Genomic DNA, 16,579 nt, shown 5'->3' with positions numbered 1-16,579 from the left:
CCAGCAGGAAGTCCGACCGTACCGCAGCCAGGAGGGTGGTCAGTCGGACGAGTCGTCCGTCCGGTCCTGGTCCTCGTCTTCGCCGACACCGGATTCCGTGGCCTCGGCGTCCGCCGGGGCGGCCTCCGTGCCCGACGCGTCGACCGTCCCGTCCACGGCAGCCTCGCCGTCGGCGGTCTCGTCCAGCTCGTCCTCACCGGCTCCCTCAGCGTTGCGGGCGATGCCGACGACGGCATCCCGCTTACCCAGGTTGATCAGTTGGACGCCCATGGTGTCACGACTGGTTTCACGAACTTCGGCCACTCTTGTGCGAATGACGCCGCCGCCCAGGGTGATTGCGAGGATTTCATCCGATTCCTCCACCACCAGCGCCCCGACCAGCGAGCCGCGATCCTCCACGATCTTGGCCGCCTTGATGCCGAGACCGCCGCGACCCTGCACCCGGTACTCGTCCACCTTGGTGCGCTTCGCGTAGCCGCCGTCGGTGGCCGTGAACACATAGGTGCCCGGGCGGATGACGTTCAGCGAGAGCAGCTCGTCGCCCTCGCGGAAACTCATCCCCTTCACACCCGACGTGGCCCGGCTCATCGGCCGCATCGACTCGTCCGTGGCGGTGAAGCGGATCGCCTGGGCCTTCCGGCTCACCAGCAGCAGGTCGTCGTCGGCGGAGACCAGCTCGGCGCCGATCAGCTCGTCGTCGCGGCCGGAATCGTCGGTCCGCAGGTTGATCGCGATAAGACCACCCGAACGAGGTGAGTCGTAGTCCTTCAGCGGGGTCTTCTTGACCAGGCCCTCACGGGTCGCCAGCACCAGGTAGGGGGCCGCCTCGTAGGTGCGCACCGCCATCACCTGCGCGATGTGCTCGCCCGGCTGGAACGCCAGCAGGTTGGCCACGTGCTGGCCGCGGGCGTCGCGGCCGGCGTCCGGCAGCTCGTAGCCCTTGGCGCGGTAGACCCGGCCCTTGTTGGTGAAGAACAGGATCCAGTTGTGGGTGGTGGTCACGAAGAAGTGGTCGACGATGTCGTCCTGCTTCAGCTGCGCACCGCGCACGCCCTTGCCGCCGCGCTTCTGCGAGCGGTAGAGGTCGCTCCGGGTGCGCTTGACGTAGCCGCCCCGGGTGATGGTGACGACGATGTCCTCTTCGGCGATCAGGTCCTCGACGGACATGTCGCCCTCGTAGGGGATGAGCGTGGAGCGGCGCTCGTCGCCGTACTTCTCCACCACGATCGCCAGCTCCTCGGCGATGATGGCGCGCTGGCGCTCCGGGGAGGCCAGGATGGCGTTGTACTCGTTGATCTTGGACATCAACTCGTCGTACTCGGCGGTGATCTTCTGGTGCTCCAGCGCGGCCAGCCGGCGCAGCTGCATCTCCAGGATCGCGTTGGCCTGGATCTCGTCGATCGCCAGCAGCGCCATCAGGCCCGCCCGCGACTCCTCGACCGTGTGCGAGCGCCGGATCGTCGCGATGACCTCGTCGATCGCGTCCAGGGCCTTGAGCAGCCCGCGCAGGATGTGGGCGCGCTCCTCGGCCTTGCGCAGCCGGAAGGTGGTGCGCCGGACGATGACCTCGATCTGGTGGTTGACCCAGTGCCGGATGAAGGCGTCGATCGCCAGCGTCCGCGGCACCCCGTCGACCAGGGCCAGCATGTTGGCACCGAAGTTGGTCTGCAGGTCGGTGTGCTTGTAGAGGTTGTTCAGCACCACCTTGGCCACGGCGTCGCGCTTGAGCACCACGACCAGCCGCTGGCCGGTCCGCGAGGAGGACTCGTCACGGACGTCGGCGATGCCGCCGACCCGGCCGTCCTTCACCAGGTCCGCGATCTTCAGCGCCAGGTTGTCCGGGTTGACCTGGTACGGCAGCTCGGTGATCACCAGGCACTGACGGCCCTGGATCTCCTCGACCTCGACCACCGCACGCATGGTGATCGAGCCGCGACCGGTGCGGTAGGCGTCCTCGATCCCGCGGCGGCCGACGATCAGCGCGCCGGTCGGGAAGTCCGGGCCCTTGATCCGCTCGATCAGGGCTTCCTGGAGCTCCTCGTTGGAGGCGGTCGGGTTGGCCAGGTACCACAGCGCACCCGAGGCGACCTCGCGCAGGTTGTGCGGCGGGATGTTGGTCGCCATCCCGACCGCGATCCCGGTCGCGCCGTTGACCAGCAGGTTCGGGAAGCGGGCCGGGAGGACGTCGGGCTCCTGCGAGCGGCCGTCGTAGTTGGCGGAGAAGTCGACGGTCTCCTCGTCGATGTCCCGCATCATCTCCATGGCCAGCGGCATCATCTTGCACTCGGTGTAGCGCATGGCCGCCGCCGGGTCGTTGCCCGGCGAGCCGAAGTTGCCGTTGCCGTCCACCAGCGGCATCCGCAGCGACCAGGGCTGCGCCAGCCGGACCACGGTGTCGTAGATCGAGGTGTCACCGTGCGGGTGGTAGTTGCCCATCACGTCGCCGACGACGCGGGCGCACTTGTAGTAGCCCTTCTCCGGCCGGTAGCCGCCGTCGTACATCGCGTACAGCACCCGGCGGTGCACCGGCTTGAGGCCGTCGCGGACCTCGGGCAGGGCCCGGCTCACGATCACGCTCATCGCGTAGTCGAGGTAGGAGCGCTGCATCTCGCTCTCGAGCTCGACCTGTTCGATGCGCAGGTCGGTGCGGGCCAGGGCGGCCAGACCGGCGTCGGGGTCCTCGTTGGACTCGGGGCCGTTGGGCTTGTCGTCGTCGACCACTGCGGGTCAGTTTCCTCTCGTGCGTTGCTGCCAGGGACCTTCTGACGACCTGCGGGGTCGTCAGACGTCCAGGAAGCGGACGTCCTTGGCGTTGCGCTGGATGAAGGAGCGGCGGGCCTCGACGTCCTCGCCCATCAGAATGGAGAACAGGTCGTCCGCGCGGGCGGCGTCCTCCAGGGTGACCTGGCCCAGCAGGCGGTGGTCCCGGTCCATGGTGGTGAGCCGGAGCTCCTCGGCGTTCATCTCGCCGAGGCCCTTGAACCGCTGGATCGCGTCGTCCTTGGGGAGCTTCCGCCCGGCCGCGCGGCCGGCCGCGATGGAGGCGTCGCGCTCGGCGTCGGAGTAGACGTACTCCACGTCGTCCCGGCCCCACTTGATCTTGTACAGCGGCGGGCGGGCCAGGTAGACGTGGCCGCCCTCGATCAGCGGGCGCATGAAGCGGAACAGCAGGGTGAGCAGCAGGGTGTTGATGTGGTGGCCGTCGACGTCGGCGTCGGCCATCAGCACGATCTTGTGGTAGCGCAGCTTCGCGGCGTCGAAGTCGTCGTGGACGCCGGTGCCGAAGGCCGAGATCAGCGCCTGGACCTCGGCGTTCTGCAGGACCTTGTCGATCCTGGCCTTCTCCACATTGAGGATCTTGCCGCGGATCGGCAGGATCGCCTGCACCCGCGGGTCGCGGCCCTGCTTGGCGGAGCCGCCGGCCGAGTCACCCTCGACGATGAAGATCTCGCACTCGGACGGGTCCTTGGACTGGCAGTCCGAGAGCTTGCCCGGCAGCGACGCGGTCTCCAGCAGCCCCTTACGCCGGGTCAGGTCGCGCACCTTGCGGGCGGCGACCCGCGCCGTCGCGGCAGTGATCGACTTGCGGATGATGTCGCCGGCCTCGACCGGGTTCCGGTCCAGCCAGTCGTTCAGGTGCTCGTGGACGACCTTCTGCACAAAGGTCTTGGCCTCGGTGTTGCCCAGCTTGGTCTTGGTCTGGCCCTCGAACTGCGGCTCGCCCAGCTTGACGCTGATGATCGCGGTCAGGCCCTCGCGGATGTCCTCGCCGGTGAGGTTCTCGTCCTTCTCGCGGAGCAGCTTCTTGTCCCGCGCGTAGCGGTTGACCAGGCCGGTCAGCGCCGCGCGGAAGCCCTCCTCGTGAGTGCCGCCCTCATGGGTGTGGATGGTGTTGGCGAAGGAGTGGACGCTCTCGGTGTACGCCGAGTTCCACTGCATCGCGACCTCGACCGAGATCGTCCGACCCTTGTCCTCGGCCTCGAAGTCGATGACCGTGGGGTGGATCAGCTCGCCCTTGCGGGCGTTCAGGTAGGTGACGAAGTCGGAGATGCCGCCCTCGTAGTGGTACTTCACCGAGAAGGGCTTGCCCTCGTCGTCCACATGGTCGGGACGCTCGTCGGTCAGCGCGATGGTCAGGCCCTTGTTGAGGAAGGCCATCTCCTGGAAGCGCCGCGAGAGGGTGTCGAAGGAGTACTCGACGGTCTCGAAGATGTCCCCGTCGGCCCAGAAGGTGACCGCGGTACCGGTCTCCGTGGTGGCCTCGTGCCGCTCCAGCTCCGCGGTCGGTGCACCGAGCTTGTAGTCCTGGCTCCAGCGGTGCCCGTCCGTCTTGATCTCCACGGAGAGCCGCTGCGACAGCGCGTTCACCACCGAGACGCCGACGCCGTGCAGACCGCCGGAGACGGAGTAGCCGCCGCCGCCGAACTTGCCGCCGGCGTGCAGCACGGTGAGCACGACCTCGACGGCCGGCTTGCCCTGCCCGGGGACGATGCCCACCGGGATCCCGCGGCCGTTGTCGGTCACCCGGACCCCGCCGTCCGGCAGGATCGTCACGTCGATGGTGTCGGCATGGCCCGCCAGGGCCTCGTCGACGGCGTTGTCCACCACCTCGTAGACGAGGTGGTGGAGCCCGCGCTCACCGGTCGAGCCGATGTACATACCGGGGCGCTTGCGGACCGCGTCCAGCCCCTCCAGCACGGTGATGGCGCTGGCGTCGTAGGAGGAGTTGTTCTCCGACAGCGAGCTGGTGACCGCAGACAGGCCGTCGGCGAACGCAGCTTCGGCGGGCGTGCCCTCGGCAGGTGCGCCCTCGGTGGACACTGCGGTCGACGCCTCGGTGGACAGGGGATCAGGGGTCTGGCTGGGGTCGCCGGAATCGGCCACGAAGCGCCCTTTCTGGCACAGCTCGGACCGGCTTCCGTACCCCGTGGGTGGGACCGGAGCGGCCTCGGCACTCGACTCAGTCACCGCAAGCGGCGGTTTCAGTCTCCAGTCTACCGGTAGGACTGACACTCATGGGCCTTTGGCGGCCCCTGGGCCCGCCCGTGCCGCACGAAATCCGGGCCGGATGTATCCCACCACCGGACCGGGGGGCGGAATCGGCTCACATGGGCACGCAGCCGATCCGCCCGGTCACCCCCAGGTGTCACCCGGACCCTTGCTTCCGGGTGCCCGCAGCCGCCCGTAACTGCGCGGCGCACCCCCCGGTCCCTGAACCCTGATCAGGGTCACCGTGCCGCTGCCGAGTTCCTGGTTCAGCCGCCGCACCAGCTGTGGCGCCATCAGCCGGATCTGCGTCGCCCAGGCCGTCGAACTGCAACGGACGGTCAGCACCCGGTCCTCCTCCGCATAGCTCTCCGGCTCGCAGTGCGCGGCCAGGTCCCGGCCCACGATCTGCGGCCAGCGGCCCATCACCCCGCCCACCGCCGCCGGCGCCTCCCAGCCGCGCTCGGCCACCAGCCGGCTGATCGCCGCCCCCAGCGGCTGCGGGTCCCGGCCGTCCGCCCGCGCCCCGCTGCGCAGCCCGGTCCGCTTGGCCTCCTTGCGCTGCCGGACGCTGTCCCCGCGCAGCCGGGCCTGCTCCTTGGCATTGCGCAGCGCCACCCGCGCCAGGTCGACACCGGAGAGCTCGGGCTCGTCGACGGGCGTGGACGCCTGCACCGGGTCGGTCGGTCCGTTCACGTGGTTCACCGCAGCCTCACTCTCCCCAGCCTGGGGATGCAAGCCTACGAGCACCCGCCGGTAACGGGAGACGTCATGCGATGCGGCTCACATCACCGCCGGCGACGGCGTACCGTACGCCCTTCAGCGACTCCGGCACGTCCTCCGGGACCGCCGCCGTCACCAGCACCTGCTCCCCGGGGGCCACCAGCTCGGCCAGCCGCTCGCGGCGGCGGGAGTCCAGCTCGGCGAAGACGTCGTCCAGGATCAGCACCGGCTCGCCGCCGTCGGCGCGCAGCAGCTCGTAGGAGCCGAGGCGCAGCGCCAGTGCGAAGGACCAGCACTCACCGTGGCTGGCGTAGCCCTTGGCGGGCAGTTCGCCGAGGCGCAGCCCCAGCTCGTCGCGGTGCGGACCGACCAGGGTGATGCCGCGCTCGATCTCCTGCTTGCGGGCCGCGCCCAACGCCCCCAGCAGCGCCCCGTACAGGCCCTCCCGGCCGCCACCCAGCTCCGCCTCCTCGCCCATGGAGCTGCGGTACTGGAGCAGCGTCGGCCCGCCCCCGGGGGCCAGCTCCTCGTAGCCGGCCCGGACCAGCGGCTGCAGCGCGGCGACCAGGTCCAGCCGGGCGGCCAGCAGTTCCGCACCGGCCCTGGCCAGGTGGTCGTCCCAGACGTCGAGAGTGGACAGCTCCACCCGCCCGCTGGACCGGCGGGCCATGGCCGCGCTCTTCAGCAGGGCGTTGCGCTGCTTCAGCACCCGCTCGTAGTCCTGCCGGACCCCGGCCAGCCGTGGGGCCCGGGCGACCAGCAGATCGTCCAGGAAGCGCCGCCGCTCGCCGGGATCGCCCTTGACCAGGGCCAGGTCCTCGGGCGCGAACAGGACCGTGCGCAGCAGCCCGAGCACATCGCGCGGGCGGACGTTGTCGGAGCGGTTGATCCGGGCCCGGTTGGCCCGGCCGGGGTTGAGCTCCAGCTCGACCAGGGTGGAGCGCTGGTCCCTGACCACGGCGGCACGGATCACCGCCCGCTCCGCGCCCAGCCGCACCAGCGGTGCGTCACCGGCGACCCGGTGGCTGGCCAGGGTCGCCACATAGCCGACGGCCTCGACCAGGTTGGTCTTGCCCTGGCCGTTGGGACCGGTGAACGCGGTGACGCCCGGGTCGAGCGGAACCTCGACCCGGGCGTAGGAGCGGAAGTCGGCCAACGACAGATGCGCGACGTGCATGGTCTGGTTCTCGTCGGCCTTCTGCTCGTCGTCGGACTGCCCGGTACTGCCGCGGTCTGTCGGTACTACTTGGACTCGACCGCGTGGCCGCCGAACTGGTTGCGCAGCGCGGCGATCATCTTCATCTGCGGGGAGTCGTCCTGGCGCGAGGCGAACCGGGCGAACAGGCTGGCGGTGATCGCGGGCAGCGGCACGGCGTGGTCGATGGCGGCCTCGACCGTCCAGCGGCCCTCGCCCGAGTCCTGGGCGAAGCCCTTGAGCTTCGCCAGGTGCTCGTCGTCGTCCAGGGCGTTGACGGCCAGGTCCAGCAGCCAGGAACGGATGACCGTGCCCTCCTGCCAGCTGCGGAAGACCTCGCGGACGTCGGTGACCGAGTCCACGGCCTCAAGCAGCTCCCAACCCTCGGCGTAGGCCTGCATCATGGCGTACTCGATGCCGTTGTGGACCATCTTGGCGAAGTGGCCGGCGCCGACCTTGCCCGCGTGGACGGAGCCGAAGTCGCCCTCGGGCTTCAGCGCGTCGAAGATCGGCTGGACCTTGGCGATGTCCGCGGCCTCGCCGCCGTACATCAGCGCGTAGCCGTTCTGCAGGCCCCAGACGCCGCCGGAGACACCGCAGTCGACGAAGCCGATGCCCTTGGCGGCCAGCTCGGCGGCGTGCTTCTCGTCGTCCGTCCAACGGGAGTTGCCGCCGTCCACGACCACGTCGCCGGGCTCCAGCAGCTCGGCGAGCTCGTCGACGGTGGCCTGGGTCGGGGCGCCGGCCGGAACCATCACCCAGACCACACGCGGCGCGTGGAGCGTGCTGACCAGTTCCTTGAGGCTCGCCACGTCGGCCAGGTCAGGGTTGCGGTCGTAGCCGACGACGGTGTGGCCCGCGCGGCGGATGCGCTCGCGCATGTTGCCGCCCATCTTGCCGAGACCGATCAGTCCGAGCTCCATCACAAGTCCTTCGTTCGAGGTGACTACCGACGCGCGGCCCCCTTGCCGCCACGGGGCGAGCCTACGCCCGGGGGTACCCCGGCACCGGGCGTAGGGGCCCATCTGCGGTACCGGCCCGGAACGGCCGGTGGGTGCCCCGGCGAAGTCGCTCCATCGGGGCACCCAGCGTGCGCCAACCCTTTTTCAGCCGGACCACCGCACCGGCATGCTCCAACCCTTTTCAGCCGGACAACCGCACCGGCATGATCAAGTACTTGTACGCCTCGTCCGCCTCGGCGTCCTGCGAGGGCTTGCCGCTGAGCAGGGCCGGCTTGGTCGACGTGGTGAAGCTCAGCTGGGCGATGGCCGAGTCGATGGCCGAGAGGCCGTCCAGCAGGTAGGCCGGGTTGAAGGCGATCGAGATGTCGTCGCCCTCCAGGTCCGCGTCGACGCGCTCGGTGGCCTGGGCGTCGTCGCCGGAGCCCGCCTCCAGGGTCAACACGCCCTGCTCGAAGCTGAGCCGCACCGGAGTGTTCCGCTCGGCGACCAGCGAGACACGCTTCACGGCCTCGACGAAGGCCGGGGTCTCGATGGTGGCGATGGAGTTGAACTCGGTCGGGAACAGCGCCCGGAACTTCGGGAACTCGCCCTCCAGCAGCCGGGTGGTGGTGCGGCGGCCGGCGCCCTCGAAGCCGATCAGGCCCTCGCCCTTGCCGCTGCCGGCCAGGGCGATGCTGACGACGTCGCCGGCGCTGAGGGACTTGGCGGTGTCCAGCAGCGTCTTGGCGGGCACCAGGGCGACCGCGGAGAGGCCCTCCTGCTCCGGCTTCCAGAGCAGCTCGCGGACGGCGAAGCGGTAGCGGTCGGTGGCGGCCAGGGTGACCCGGTCCCCCTCGATCTCCACCCGGACACCGGTGAGCACCGGCAGGGTGTCGTCGCGGCCGGCCGCGGTGGCGACCTGGGCGACGGCGGCGGCGAAGGCGTCCCCGGGGACGACGCCGGAGACGGTCGGCATCTGCGGCAGCGCCGGGTACTCGTCCACCGGCAGGGTCGGCAGGGTGAACCGCGAGCTGCCGCAGAGCACGATCACGCGCACACCGTCGGTGGAGATCTCCACCGGTCGGTTGGGCAGCGAGCGGGAGATGTCGGCCAGCAGCCGGCCCGAGACCAGGACCGTGCCCGGCTCGTCGATGTCGGCCTCGGTCTCCACCCGGGCGGAGACCTCGTAGTCGAACCCGGAGAGGCTCAGCTTGCCCTCGTCCGCCGCCAGCAGCAGGCCGGCCAGCACCGGCACCGGAGGCCGTGCCGGGAGGCTGCGCGCGGCCCAGGCCACGGCCTCCGCGAGGACGTCACGCTCGACCCGGAACTTCACCGGTAACCGCCTCCTGTGTGCTGCTGCTGTCGGGACTGCTTCTTCGGCACGTCTTGTTTGGGACCGTCCCCAGGGTGGGGACAGTTCCAGTAGGTGCAGTGAACCACCGAACGGGTCGGCTGCTGCGCCTGTTGCCGAAGGACAGTCTGACGCACTCCACCGACGGTCGAGGCAGATGGGCCGAAGAGGCCTCGAACTCGTGTCGGGTTCCGCTCGTCCACAGATTTGGCACCCACCTGCTTTTCGATCATGCTCCAGCTATCTATGTTGAGTAGTAGTAGTAGGTGTTGTGGATACCGTGGATAACCCCTTCTTCAGCAGGTCAGGGCCCATTTTTTATCCACATTGACCTGGGGACCCGGCAGTGGACAAACAGGGCCTGCTGTGGACGTAGCGTGCTTCCCCCACAGGGCAGTTGAGTTGTCCCCAGGTTTTCCCCAGCGCCGTCCCCAGGTTTGGGGGCAGTTCTCCCCAGCCCCTCTGGCAACACTCTGTGGCCTCTTTCACTCGTGGCAGTGAAATGCGGATCGATGTTGCCGAACTGGGGATATTCCTGTGGAGAACAGTGGAAAACCTGGGGACAAGTACCCTGATCCTGGGGACGGAGCGTGGACAACTCTGGCGGCCGGTTGACGGCCCCTCAGTTCTCCACAGCCTGTGGATAATCCTTGCCCACAAGTACACAGGCCGATGAGCTGGGCAAACACCTCGGTCGGAGGTGCCGCTGTGGAGAGGTTCTGGATAACTCGGTCCTCCCCAGGGTGTGGACGGGGAAAACTCCGGCAATCTGTGGACTACCTCCCCTGCGGACCCTGCCGTTCGAATCGACTGCGCAGCTGTACGGGCGGCCGATTCGCGGATCGGGGGCGCCGCCGGTGCCGCCACTGCCCTCGCCGGTGCCGCCGCTGCCCCGCCGATCCGGCGGGAACGTGAAAGCGGGCGCCGGGACCGGAGTCCCGACGCCCGCCACCCGGCTCGTCCGGGGTCAGCTCTTGATGCGGTTGGTGAGCTCGGTCACCTGGTTGTAGATGGACCGCCGCTCCGCCATCATCGTCCGGATCTTCCGGTCGGCGTGCATGACCGTGGTGTGGTCCCGGCCGCCGAACTGGGCGCCGATCTTCGGCAGCGACAGGTCGGTCAGCTCCCGGCACAGGTACATGGCGATCTGCCGGGCGGTCACCAGTACCCGGCTCCGGGAAGAGCCGCACAGGTCGTCCACGCTCAGCCCGAAGTACGCCGCGGTCTGCTGCATGATGACCGTCGCGGTGATCTCCGGGCCGGCCTCCTCACCGCCGGGCACCAGGTCCTTGAGCACGACCTCGGCCAACTGCAGGTCCACCGGCGCCCGGTTGAGACTGGCGAAGGCCGTCACCCGGATCAGTGCGCCCTCCAACTCCCGGATGTTGCGCGAGATCCGGGAGGCGATGAACTCCAGCACCTCGGAAGGGGCGTTGAGTTGCTCCTGGATGGCCTTCTTGCGCAGGATCGCGATCCGGGTCTCCAGCTCGGGCGGCTGGACGTCGGTGGTCAGGCCCCACTCGAACCGGTTGCGCAGCCGGTCCTCCAGCGTGACCAGCTGCTTGGGCGGCCGGTCCGAGGAGATCACGATCTGCTTGTTGGCGTTGTGCAGGGTGTTGAAGGTGTGGAAGAACTCCTCCTGGGTCGACTCCTTGCTCTGCAGGAACTGGATGTCGTCGACCAGCAGGATGTCCATGTCCCGGTAGCGCTGCCGGAAGCCGTCGCCCTTGTCGTCCCGGATCGAGTTGATGAACTCGTTGGTGAACTCCTCCGAGCTCACGTACCGGACCCGGGTCCCGGGATAGAGGCTGCGGGCGTAGTGCCCGATGGCGTGCAGCAGATGGGTCTTGCCGAGACCGGACTCGCCGTAGATGAACAGCGGGTTGTAGGCCTTGGCGGGCGCCTCGGCGACGGCGACCGCGGCCGCGTGGGCGAAGCGGTTGCTGGAGCCGATGACGAAGGTCTCGAAGAGGTACTTGGGGTTCAGCCGGGCAGCCGGCTCGTCCTTGCGGGCCAGGCCCGCGCTGTTGCTCGAACCGCCGCCGGGCCGGTGGGCCGGCATGTTCGGGTGCTGCGGCATCGGGGTCGGCATCGAGCCGTCCGGCGCGGGCCGCCCGCCGACCTCGGAGGCGGGACGCACGGCCGGGAGGTGCTCGGAACGGTCCTCCTGCTGGTGCTCCTGGTGCAGCCGGTCCTGGTGCAACCGCTCCTGCTGGAGGTCCTGCTGGTGCCGGTCCGGAACCGGGCGGTCCTGGTGGCCGTGCTCCTGGCGCAGGTGCTCGGGGCGCTGCGGCTCGGAGCGCTGCTCCCAGGGACGGGTCTGCGGGGGCGCGGCCGGGGGCCACTCGTCGTCCTGGCTGTGCTGGCCGCGTCCGGGGAAGCCGCCGGAGTAGCCGGGGCCGCCGCCGTAGTAGCCGCCCCGCTCCGGATAGCCGCCGGAGCGGGGGTCGTACTCGTAGCCGTAGCCGGGCTGCTGCTGCGGGGCCGGCGGGTAGTCGCGGTGCTGCGGCTGGTAGCCGCCGTACTCGTTGCCCCGGTCCCCGGGGCGCTCGCCGGCCCGCTCGCCCTGGCGCTCGCCCTCCAGCGGTGGGGCGCCGGCCGAGGGCTTGGCCAGCGCGGCGGCATTGGCGTCCACGATCACCGCGATCCGGATGGCGCGGCCGTACTGCTGGCTCAGCGCGTCGGTGATCCGCGGGAGAAGATGGCCCTCCAGCTTGCTCTTCGCCATCTCGTTGGGTGCGGCCAGCAGCGCGGTGTCATGCATCAGCCCCATCGGGGCGGTGCGCTCCAGCCACTTGCGGTCCATGGACTCCACGCCCAGGTCGTTGCCCAGTCGCTCGACGACCCGCTCCCAGACGGTCGCAAGGTCGCTGCTCGTATCAGCCACTGGTGCACGCTTTCTCGTTCCACCGGGGCGGGTGGTGTGGGAAGAACCGGGGCGAGGTGCCGGAGGACGGGAGGGGGCGATGAGTCTGCCAACGGTAGTCAGCGGTGGTGCCTGCGTTCAAGTTCTTGTCCACAGGGTGTGTACAAGCAGTGTCGCAGACCCGTCGCACCCTCCCGTGCCGCCCCGGGCGAGGATGCTCGGTTTGACCCGTCGGGTCAGTTCCACGTACCGTAACGAGGTCGAGTTGTCGATGGCCGCTGCCGCATGCCCGCGGAATATCCGCACACCAAGGCGCGCAGCTACGGGCGTCGTGGATCACCGTACATAACGGTTTCGGGGATCGCGCGGACGCACGGTGACGGCCAGACGACGCCCCGCCACCCTTCGATTCATCCCTGGAGTCCCCCCGTGAGCAAGCGCACCTTCCAGCCGAACAACCGTCGTCGCGCGAAGACCCATGGCTTCCGCCTGCGGATGCGTACCCGTGCCGGCCGCGCGATCCTCGCGGCCCGCCGCGAAAAGGGCCGCGCCCGCCTGTCCGCCTGATCTTGTCGGTCATGACGTGCTGCCCTCCGACCATCGGCTGAGGCGGCGCCAGGACTTCGCGACCGCGGTGCGGCGGGGTCGCCGCGCTGGACGTCCCCTACTGGTCGTGCACCTCTGCGAAAGCGAGGGTGCATCCGGACCGGGTTCGTACGGCGTCGGTGATCCCGTTGCACACACGGGCTTGTCGTCTACAGACCCGCACAGCACCAAGGAGAGTCTCTCCCCGGTGCGTGCGGGTTTTGTCGTCAGCAAGGCAGTCGGACCCGCCGTGGTCCGCAACCGTGTGAAGCGTCGATTGCGTCACTTGGTAGCCGCACGTATCTCCGGGCTGCCCGCAGGTAGCCTGGTAGTGGTTCGCGCGCTGCCCTCAGCCGGGACAGCGGACTACGCGGACCTGGAACGCGATCTTGACTCCGCACTGCGGAAGTTGACGGCGCCCCGTGGCAACCGGCCGCGGAGCACCGGTACCGCCTCCTCCTCGCCGACGGGAGCAGGGCAGTGACGTACCTGCTGATGGGCCTCATCGCCCTGGTCGCTCTACTGGTGGGCAAGTACCTGCTGATGGGGCTGATCAGGGTGTACCAGTGGACGATCAGTCCGCTGCTGGGCCCGGTCTGCCGGTACCACCCCTCCTGCTCCCGCTACGGGTTCGAGGCGATCAGAGTCCACGGTGCCGCGAAGGGTACTGTCCTCACTGCATGGCGCATCCTGCGGTGCAATCCGTGGAGCCCGGGCGGGTTCGACTACGTTCCCGCGCGTAAGCGACCGGTCTGGCACCGGTGGCTGCGCAGTCTTGTTCTCCGAGACCGTGTTCCGTCCCAGCAGCTTCCGTCCCAGCAGATCGACCACGTGGGACCCCACAACCTGGGCCGCGCCGATGTGCCGGCTCCCTCGACCAAAGCCCAAGGAGCATGACCGTGGGGTTTATCGATACCATCCTGGACCCGCTGTACACCGCGGTGTCGTGGATCGTCGTCCAGTTCCACTCGCTGTACAGCCAGATCTTTGCGGCTAACAGCGGGTGGGCCTGGGCCTTGTCGATCGTCTCGCTGACGGTCCTGGTGCGGGCGTGCATGATCCCGCTCACCATCAAGCAGACCAAGTCGATGCGGGCCATGCAGGCCCTGCAGCCCCGGCTGAAGGCGATCCAGGAGCGCTACAAGGGCGACCGGGAGAAGACCGCCGCCGAGACGATGAAGCTCTACAAGGAGCACAACGTCAACCCGGCGTCGAGCTGCCTTCCGCTGCTCATCCAGTCGCCCTTCTTCATGTCCCTGTACGGCGTGCTGCGCAAGGTGGCCGACGGCAAGTCGGTCGGTGCGATGAACGGGGCCGTGCTGCACAGCGCCAGTGCGGCGCTGATCTTCGGTGCGCCGCTGTCGGCGACCTTCGTCGGTGCCCACTCGAACACCGAAACCAAGATCGTCACCGGCATCATGATCGCGATCATGTGCTCGTCGCAGTTCCTGATGACGCGCATGATGATGACGAAGAACGTCGACCTCACGGTCAAGACGCCGTACATGCAGCAGCAGAAGATGATGATGTACGTGCTGCCGATCATCTACATCTTCTTCGGCATCAACATGCCGATCGGTGTGCTGGTCTACATGGTGACCACCAACCTGTGGACCCTGGGCCAGCAGTTCGTGATCATCCACCAGAACCCGACCCCCGGCTCGGTGGCCCACAAGCAGCGCCTGGAGCGGCTGAAGGCCAAGGGCAAGCTGAACGCGGACGGCACGGTCGCCAAGGCCGGTCTGGCCTCGCTGGTCAAGGGCGGCTCCGAGCCGGTGGAGGAGACTCCCGAGGACGCGGCTCCGGTGCGTCGCCAGCAGCCCAAGCGGCAGACCAAGTCGCAGCGCCAGAGCGGTGGCGGCACCGGCACCGGTACGGCCGGCAGCGCCCCCTCCGACGCCGTGGTGGACGCGGCCGAGGCAGTCAAGAACACGCCGGCCGACCGGACGGGTCAGCCGAGCGCCAAGTCGGGCACGGCGGCCAAGTCGGGCACGGCGAAGAGCGGCGGACAGTCCGGTGCGCAGGCCCGCGGCCGGGCCAGCACGGCGGGCAGCGGCGGCAGCGGCACCCCCGCCCAGGGCGGCCAGCCGAAGCGCACCAACCAGCCTGGCAAGCGCAGCCCGCAGCCGGCGGGCCAGCGTCCCAAGAAGAAGTCCTAGTAGCGGCTTCACCGCGGACCTACCCGCGAGGCTGCTGTCCACCCCACGAGTACCCAAGGAGGCCATCCGTGACGGAGGGCACCGTGACGCCGGTCGAGAAGGACGAGTCCAAGGGCGATCTGCTCGGCAACCTGGAGCAGGAAGGCGAGATCGCCGCCGACTACCTGGAGGCGCTGCTCGACATCGCCGACCTGGACGGCGACATCGACATGGACGTCGAGGGCGATCGTGCCTCCGTGTCCATCATCGGTGAGGGCCCCGGTGCCGAGCGGTCGCTGCTCCGGCTGGTGGGCCAGGACGGCGAGGTGCTGGAGGCGCTGCAGGAGCTGACCCGGCTGGCGGTGCACCGGGAGACCGGTGAGCGCAGCCGGCTGATGCTGGACATCGCCGGCTTCCGGGCCCGGAAGCGGACGGAGCTGGCCGAGCTCGGCGCCAGGACGGCCGAGGAGGTCAAGACGGGCGGGGCAGCGGTGAAGCTCCGGCCGATGACCCCCTTCGAGCGCAAGGTCGTCCACGACGCTGTGGCAGCGGCAGGGCTGCGCAGCGAGTCGGAGGGCGAGGAGCCGCAGCGCTGCGTCGTCGTCCTGCCTGCCTGACCCAGCCGACGCAGACGAGGAGAGACGCCGCCATGTCCGAGGCCATGTCCGAGGCACCGAGTGGGGACGAAGCACCCACAGCCGTTGAAGAGTTCTCCCAGGAGCTCGCCGAGCCGCCGACGGCCGCCCGTGAGGTCTTCGGGGAGCGTTTCGAGCAGGCGGTCCGCTATGCCGAGCTGTTGGCGGATGCGGCGGTCCGGCGCGGTCTGATCGGTCCGCGCGAGGTGCCCCGGCTGTGGGAGCGGCACATCCTCAACTGCGCCGTACTGAGTGAGCTGCTTCCTCCTGGGGTCTCGCTCTGCGACGTCGGCTCCGGTGCCGGGCTGCCCGGGATCCCGGTGGCCCTGGCCCGGCCGGATGTCCGGATCACCCTGCTGGAGCCGCTGCTGCGGCGGACCACCTTCCTGGAGGAGGTCGTTCGGGAGCTGGGGCTGGACAATGTCACGGTGGTCCGCGGCCGGGCCGAGGAGATGGTCGGCAAGCTGGCCGTCGACGTGGTCACCGCTCGGGCGGTCGCACCGCTGGACCGGCTGGCCGGCTGGGGGCTTCCGCTGCTGCGTCCCTACGGGGAGATGCTGGCGCTCAAGGGCGACCTCGCCGAGCAGGAGCTGGCCGACCACAAGGGCGCGCTGCAGAAGCTGGGCGCGCAGGCCTGGTCGGTCGACACTGCGGGCAAGGGGATCGTGGAGGTGCCGACCCATGTGGTCCGGGTCCAGGTCGGGGAGAGCCCCGGGGGCGTGAAGGCGGCGGCCCGCCGGGCCAAGGCCGCCCGGGCCGGACGCTCGGCCGGGGTCGGCAAGGGCGGACCGCGCCGCCGCCGCTGACCGGGACCGGAACTGGTCACTGGCACTGGCACTGGCACTGGCACTGGCACTGGCAAGAGTCGACCGAGGGGCCGTGGCCCATGTCTCATCCGAGATGTGGGCCACGGCCCCTCGGTCTTGGTCCGCCTCGGGGTTGCTTCCCCTCGGTGCCGGTCCGGAGTGTCGCGTCATCAGATGTCCGGTTTGCCAGGCATCGTGTTTCACGTGAAACGTCGCTCGCTGTTGCCTGGAATCTTGAGCCGTGCCCGTGAGGCCACTCAGTTCGGTCGCCGATCGGGTGAAGATCTGCACCTCCTGGGGCCACAGGAGTCGCAACCGTCCCCGCGTCCCGGCGGGCTGCGCCATGATTTCAG

The 16,579-nt window shown here is 69.4% G+C and carries 13 protein-coding genes; 6 read left to right on the top strand and 7 right to left on the bottom strand.

What is annotated here, in order from left to right; translation table 11 throughout:
• Nucleotides 1-39 precede the first annotated feature (39 nt).
• From gyrA to dnaA, 7 genes are all read right to left on the bottom strand, one after another.
• Entirely contained in the window at nt 40-2,664 is a 2,625-nt protein-coding gene (gyrA, locus tag BS75_RS21075; protein ID WP_052070668.1) for a DNA gyrase subunit A, read from the bottom strand.
• A gap of 117 nt (nt 2,665-2,781) precedes the next feature.
• Nucleotides 2,782-4,761: a DNA topoisomerase (ATP-hydrolyzing) subunit B gene (gyrB, locus tag BS75_RS21070; RefSeq protein WP_042439817.1), complete on the bottom strand. Its 1,980-nt coding sequence runs from the start codon at nt 4,759-4,761 to the stop codon at nt 2,782-2,784.
• A gap of 372 nt (nt 4,762-5,133) precedes the next feature.
• A complete protein-coding gene (locus BS75_RS21065; protein ID WP_034093464.1) occupies nt 5,134-5,682 on the bottom strand; it encodes a DUF721 domain-containing protein in 549 nt (182 codons plus the stop codon).
• A 73-nt stretch (nt 5,683-5,755) separates the two neighbouring features.
• A complete protein-coding gene (gene recF / locus BS75_RS21060) occupies nt 5,756-6,886 on the bottom strand; it encodes a DNA replication/repair protein RecF (protein ID WP_034089368.1) in 1,131 nt (376 codons plus the stop codon).
• Between the two features lie 65 nt (nt 6,887-6,951).
• On the bottom strand, nt 6,952-7,827 hold the full coding sequence (gnd, locus tag BS75_RS21055) for a phosphogluconate dehydrogenase (NAD(+)-dependent, decarboxylating) (protein WP_034089367.1): 876 nt from the start codon (nt 7,825-7,827) through the stop codon (nt 6,952-6,954).
• A gap of 220 nt (nt 7,828-8,047) precedes the next feature.
• The gene (gene dnaN, locus BS75_RS21050; RefSeq protein ID WP_034089366.1) at nt 8,048-9,178 is read right to left on the bottom strand and encodes a DNA polymerase III subunit beta; all 1,131 of its coding nucleotides are present in this window, start codon (nt 9,176-9,178) and stop codon (nt 8,048-8,050) included.
• Nucleotides 9,179-10,163: 985 nt separating this feature from the next.
• Nucleotides 10,164-12,083 (bottom strand): chromosomal replication initiator protein DnaA, encoded by a 1,920-nt coding sequence (gene dnaA / locus BS75_RS21045; RefSeq protein WP_034089365.1) that lies wholly within the window; start codon nt 12,081-12,083, stop codon nt 10,164-10,166.
• Between the two features lie 408 nt (nt 12,084-12,491).
• Here dnaA and rpmH point away from each other — a divergent pair, with 408 nt between their 5' ends.
• The 6 genes from rpmH to rsmG all read left to right on the top strand — a co-directional run bounded on the left by rpmH (nt 12,492) and on the right by rsmG (nt 16,226).
• A complete protein-coding gene (gene rpmH, locus BS75_RS21040) occupies nt 12,492-12,629 on the top strand; it encodes a 50S ribosomal protein L34 (RefSeq protein ID WP_034089364.1) in 138 nt (45 codons plus the stop codon).
• 16 nt (nt 12,630-12,645) lie between these two features.
• Nucleotides 12,646-13,131 carry a ribonuclease P protein component gene (gene rnpA / locus BS75_RS46790; RefSeq protein ID WP_081982486.1) on the top strand — a complete coding sequence of 162 codons (486 nt, stop codon included), beginning with the start codon at nt 12,646-12,648 and terminating at the stop codon, nt 13,129-13,131.
• A gap of 11 nt (nt 13,132-13,142) precedes the next feature.
• Entirely contained in the window at nt 13,143-13,544 is a 402-nt protein-coding gene (yidD, locus tag BS75_RS21035) for a membrane protein insertion efficiency factor YidD (RefSeq protein WP_081983329.1), read from the top strand.
• Entirely contained in the window at nt 13,541-14,806 is a 1,266-nt protein-coding gene (gene yidC / locus BS75_RS21030) for a membrane protein insertase YidC (RefSeq protein ID WP_052069580.1), read from the top strand. The genes yidD and yidC overlap by 4 nt, the downstream gene beginning before the upstream one ends.
• Nucleotides 14,807-14,874: 68 nt before the next feature.
• Nucleotides 14,875-15,402 carry a Jag family protein gene (locus BS75_RS21025; RefSeq protein WP_034089363.1) on the top strand — a complete coding sequence of 176 codons (528 nt, stop codon included), beginning with the start codon at nt 14,875-14,877 and terminating at the stop codon, nt 15,400-15,402.
• Nucleotides 15,403-15,434: 32 nt separating this feature from the next.
• Nucleotides 15,435-16,226, top strand: a complete 792-nt coding sequence (rsmG, locus tag BS75_RS21020; RefSeq protein ID WP_034089362.1) for a 16S rRNA (guanine(527)-N(7))-methyltransferase RsmG — start codon at nt 15,435-15,437, stop codon at nt 16,224-16,226.
• Nucleotides 16,227-16,579: the final 353 nt, after the last annotated feature.

The organism is Streptacidiphilus albus JL83, assembly GCF_000744705.1.
Classification (GTDB): Bacteria; Actinomycetota; Actinomycetes; order Streptomycetales; family Streptomycetaceae; genus Streptacidiphilus; species Streptacidiphilus albus.
The sequence above is the reverse complement of the archived record's forward strand: the minus strand, read 5'-3'. Positions and strand labels throughout refer to the sequence as shown.

Bases quoted from the DNA above. Each gene is read 5' to 3' on its own strand.
- recF (WP_034089368.1), bottom strand. From the start codon at position 6,886: ATGCACGTCGCGCATCTGTCGTTGGCCGACTTCCGCTCCTACGCCCGG.
- gnd (WP_034089367.1), bottom strand. From the start codon at position 7,827: ATGGAGCTCGGACTGATCGGTCTCGGCAAGATGGGCGGCAACATGCGC.
- yidD (WP_081983329.1), top strand. From the start codon at position 13,143: ATGGGCCTCATCGCCCTGGTCGCTCTACTGGTGGGCAAGTACCTGCTG.
- yidC (WP_052069580.1), top strand. From the start codon at position 13,541: ATGACCGTGGGGTTTATCGATACCATCCTGGACCCGCTGTACACCGCG.
- rsmG (WP_034089362.1), top strand. From the start codon at position 15,435: ATGTCCGAGGCCATGTCCGAGGCACCGAGTGGGGACGAAGCACCCACA.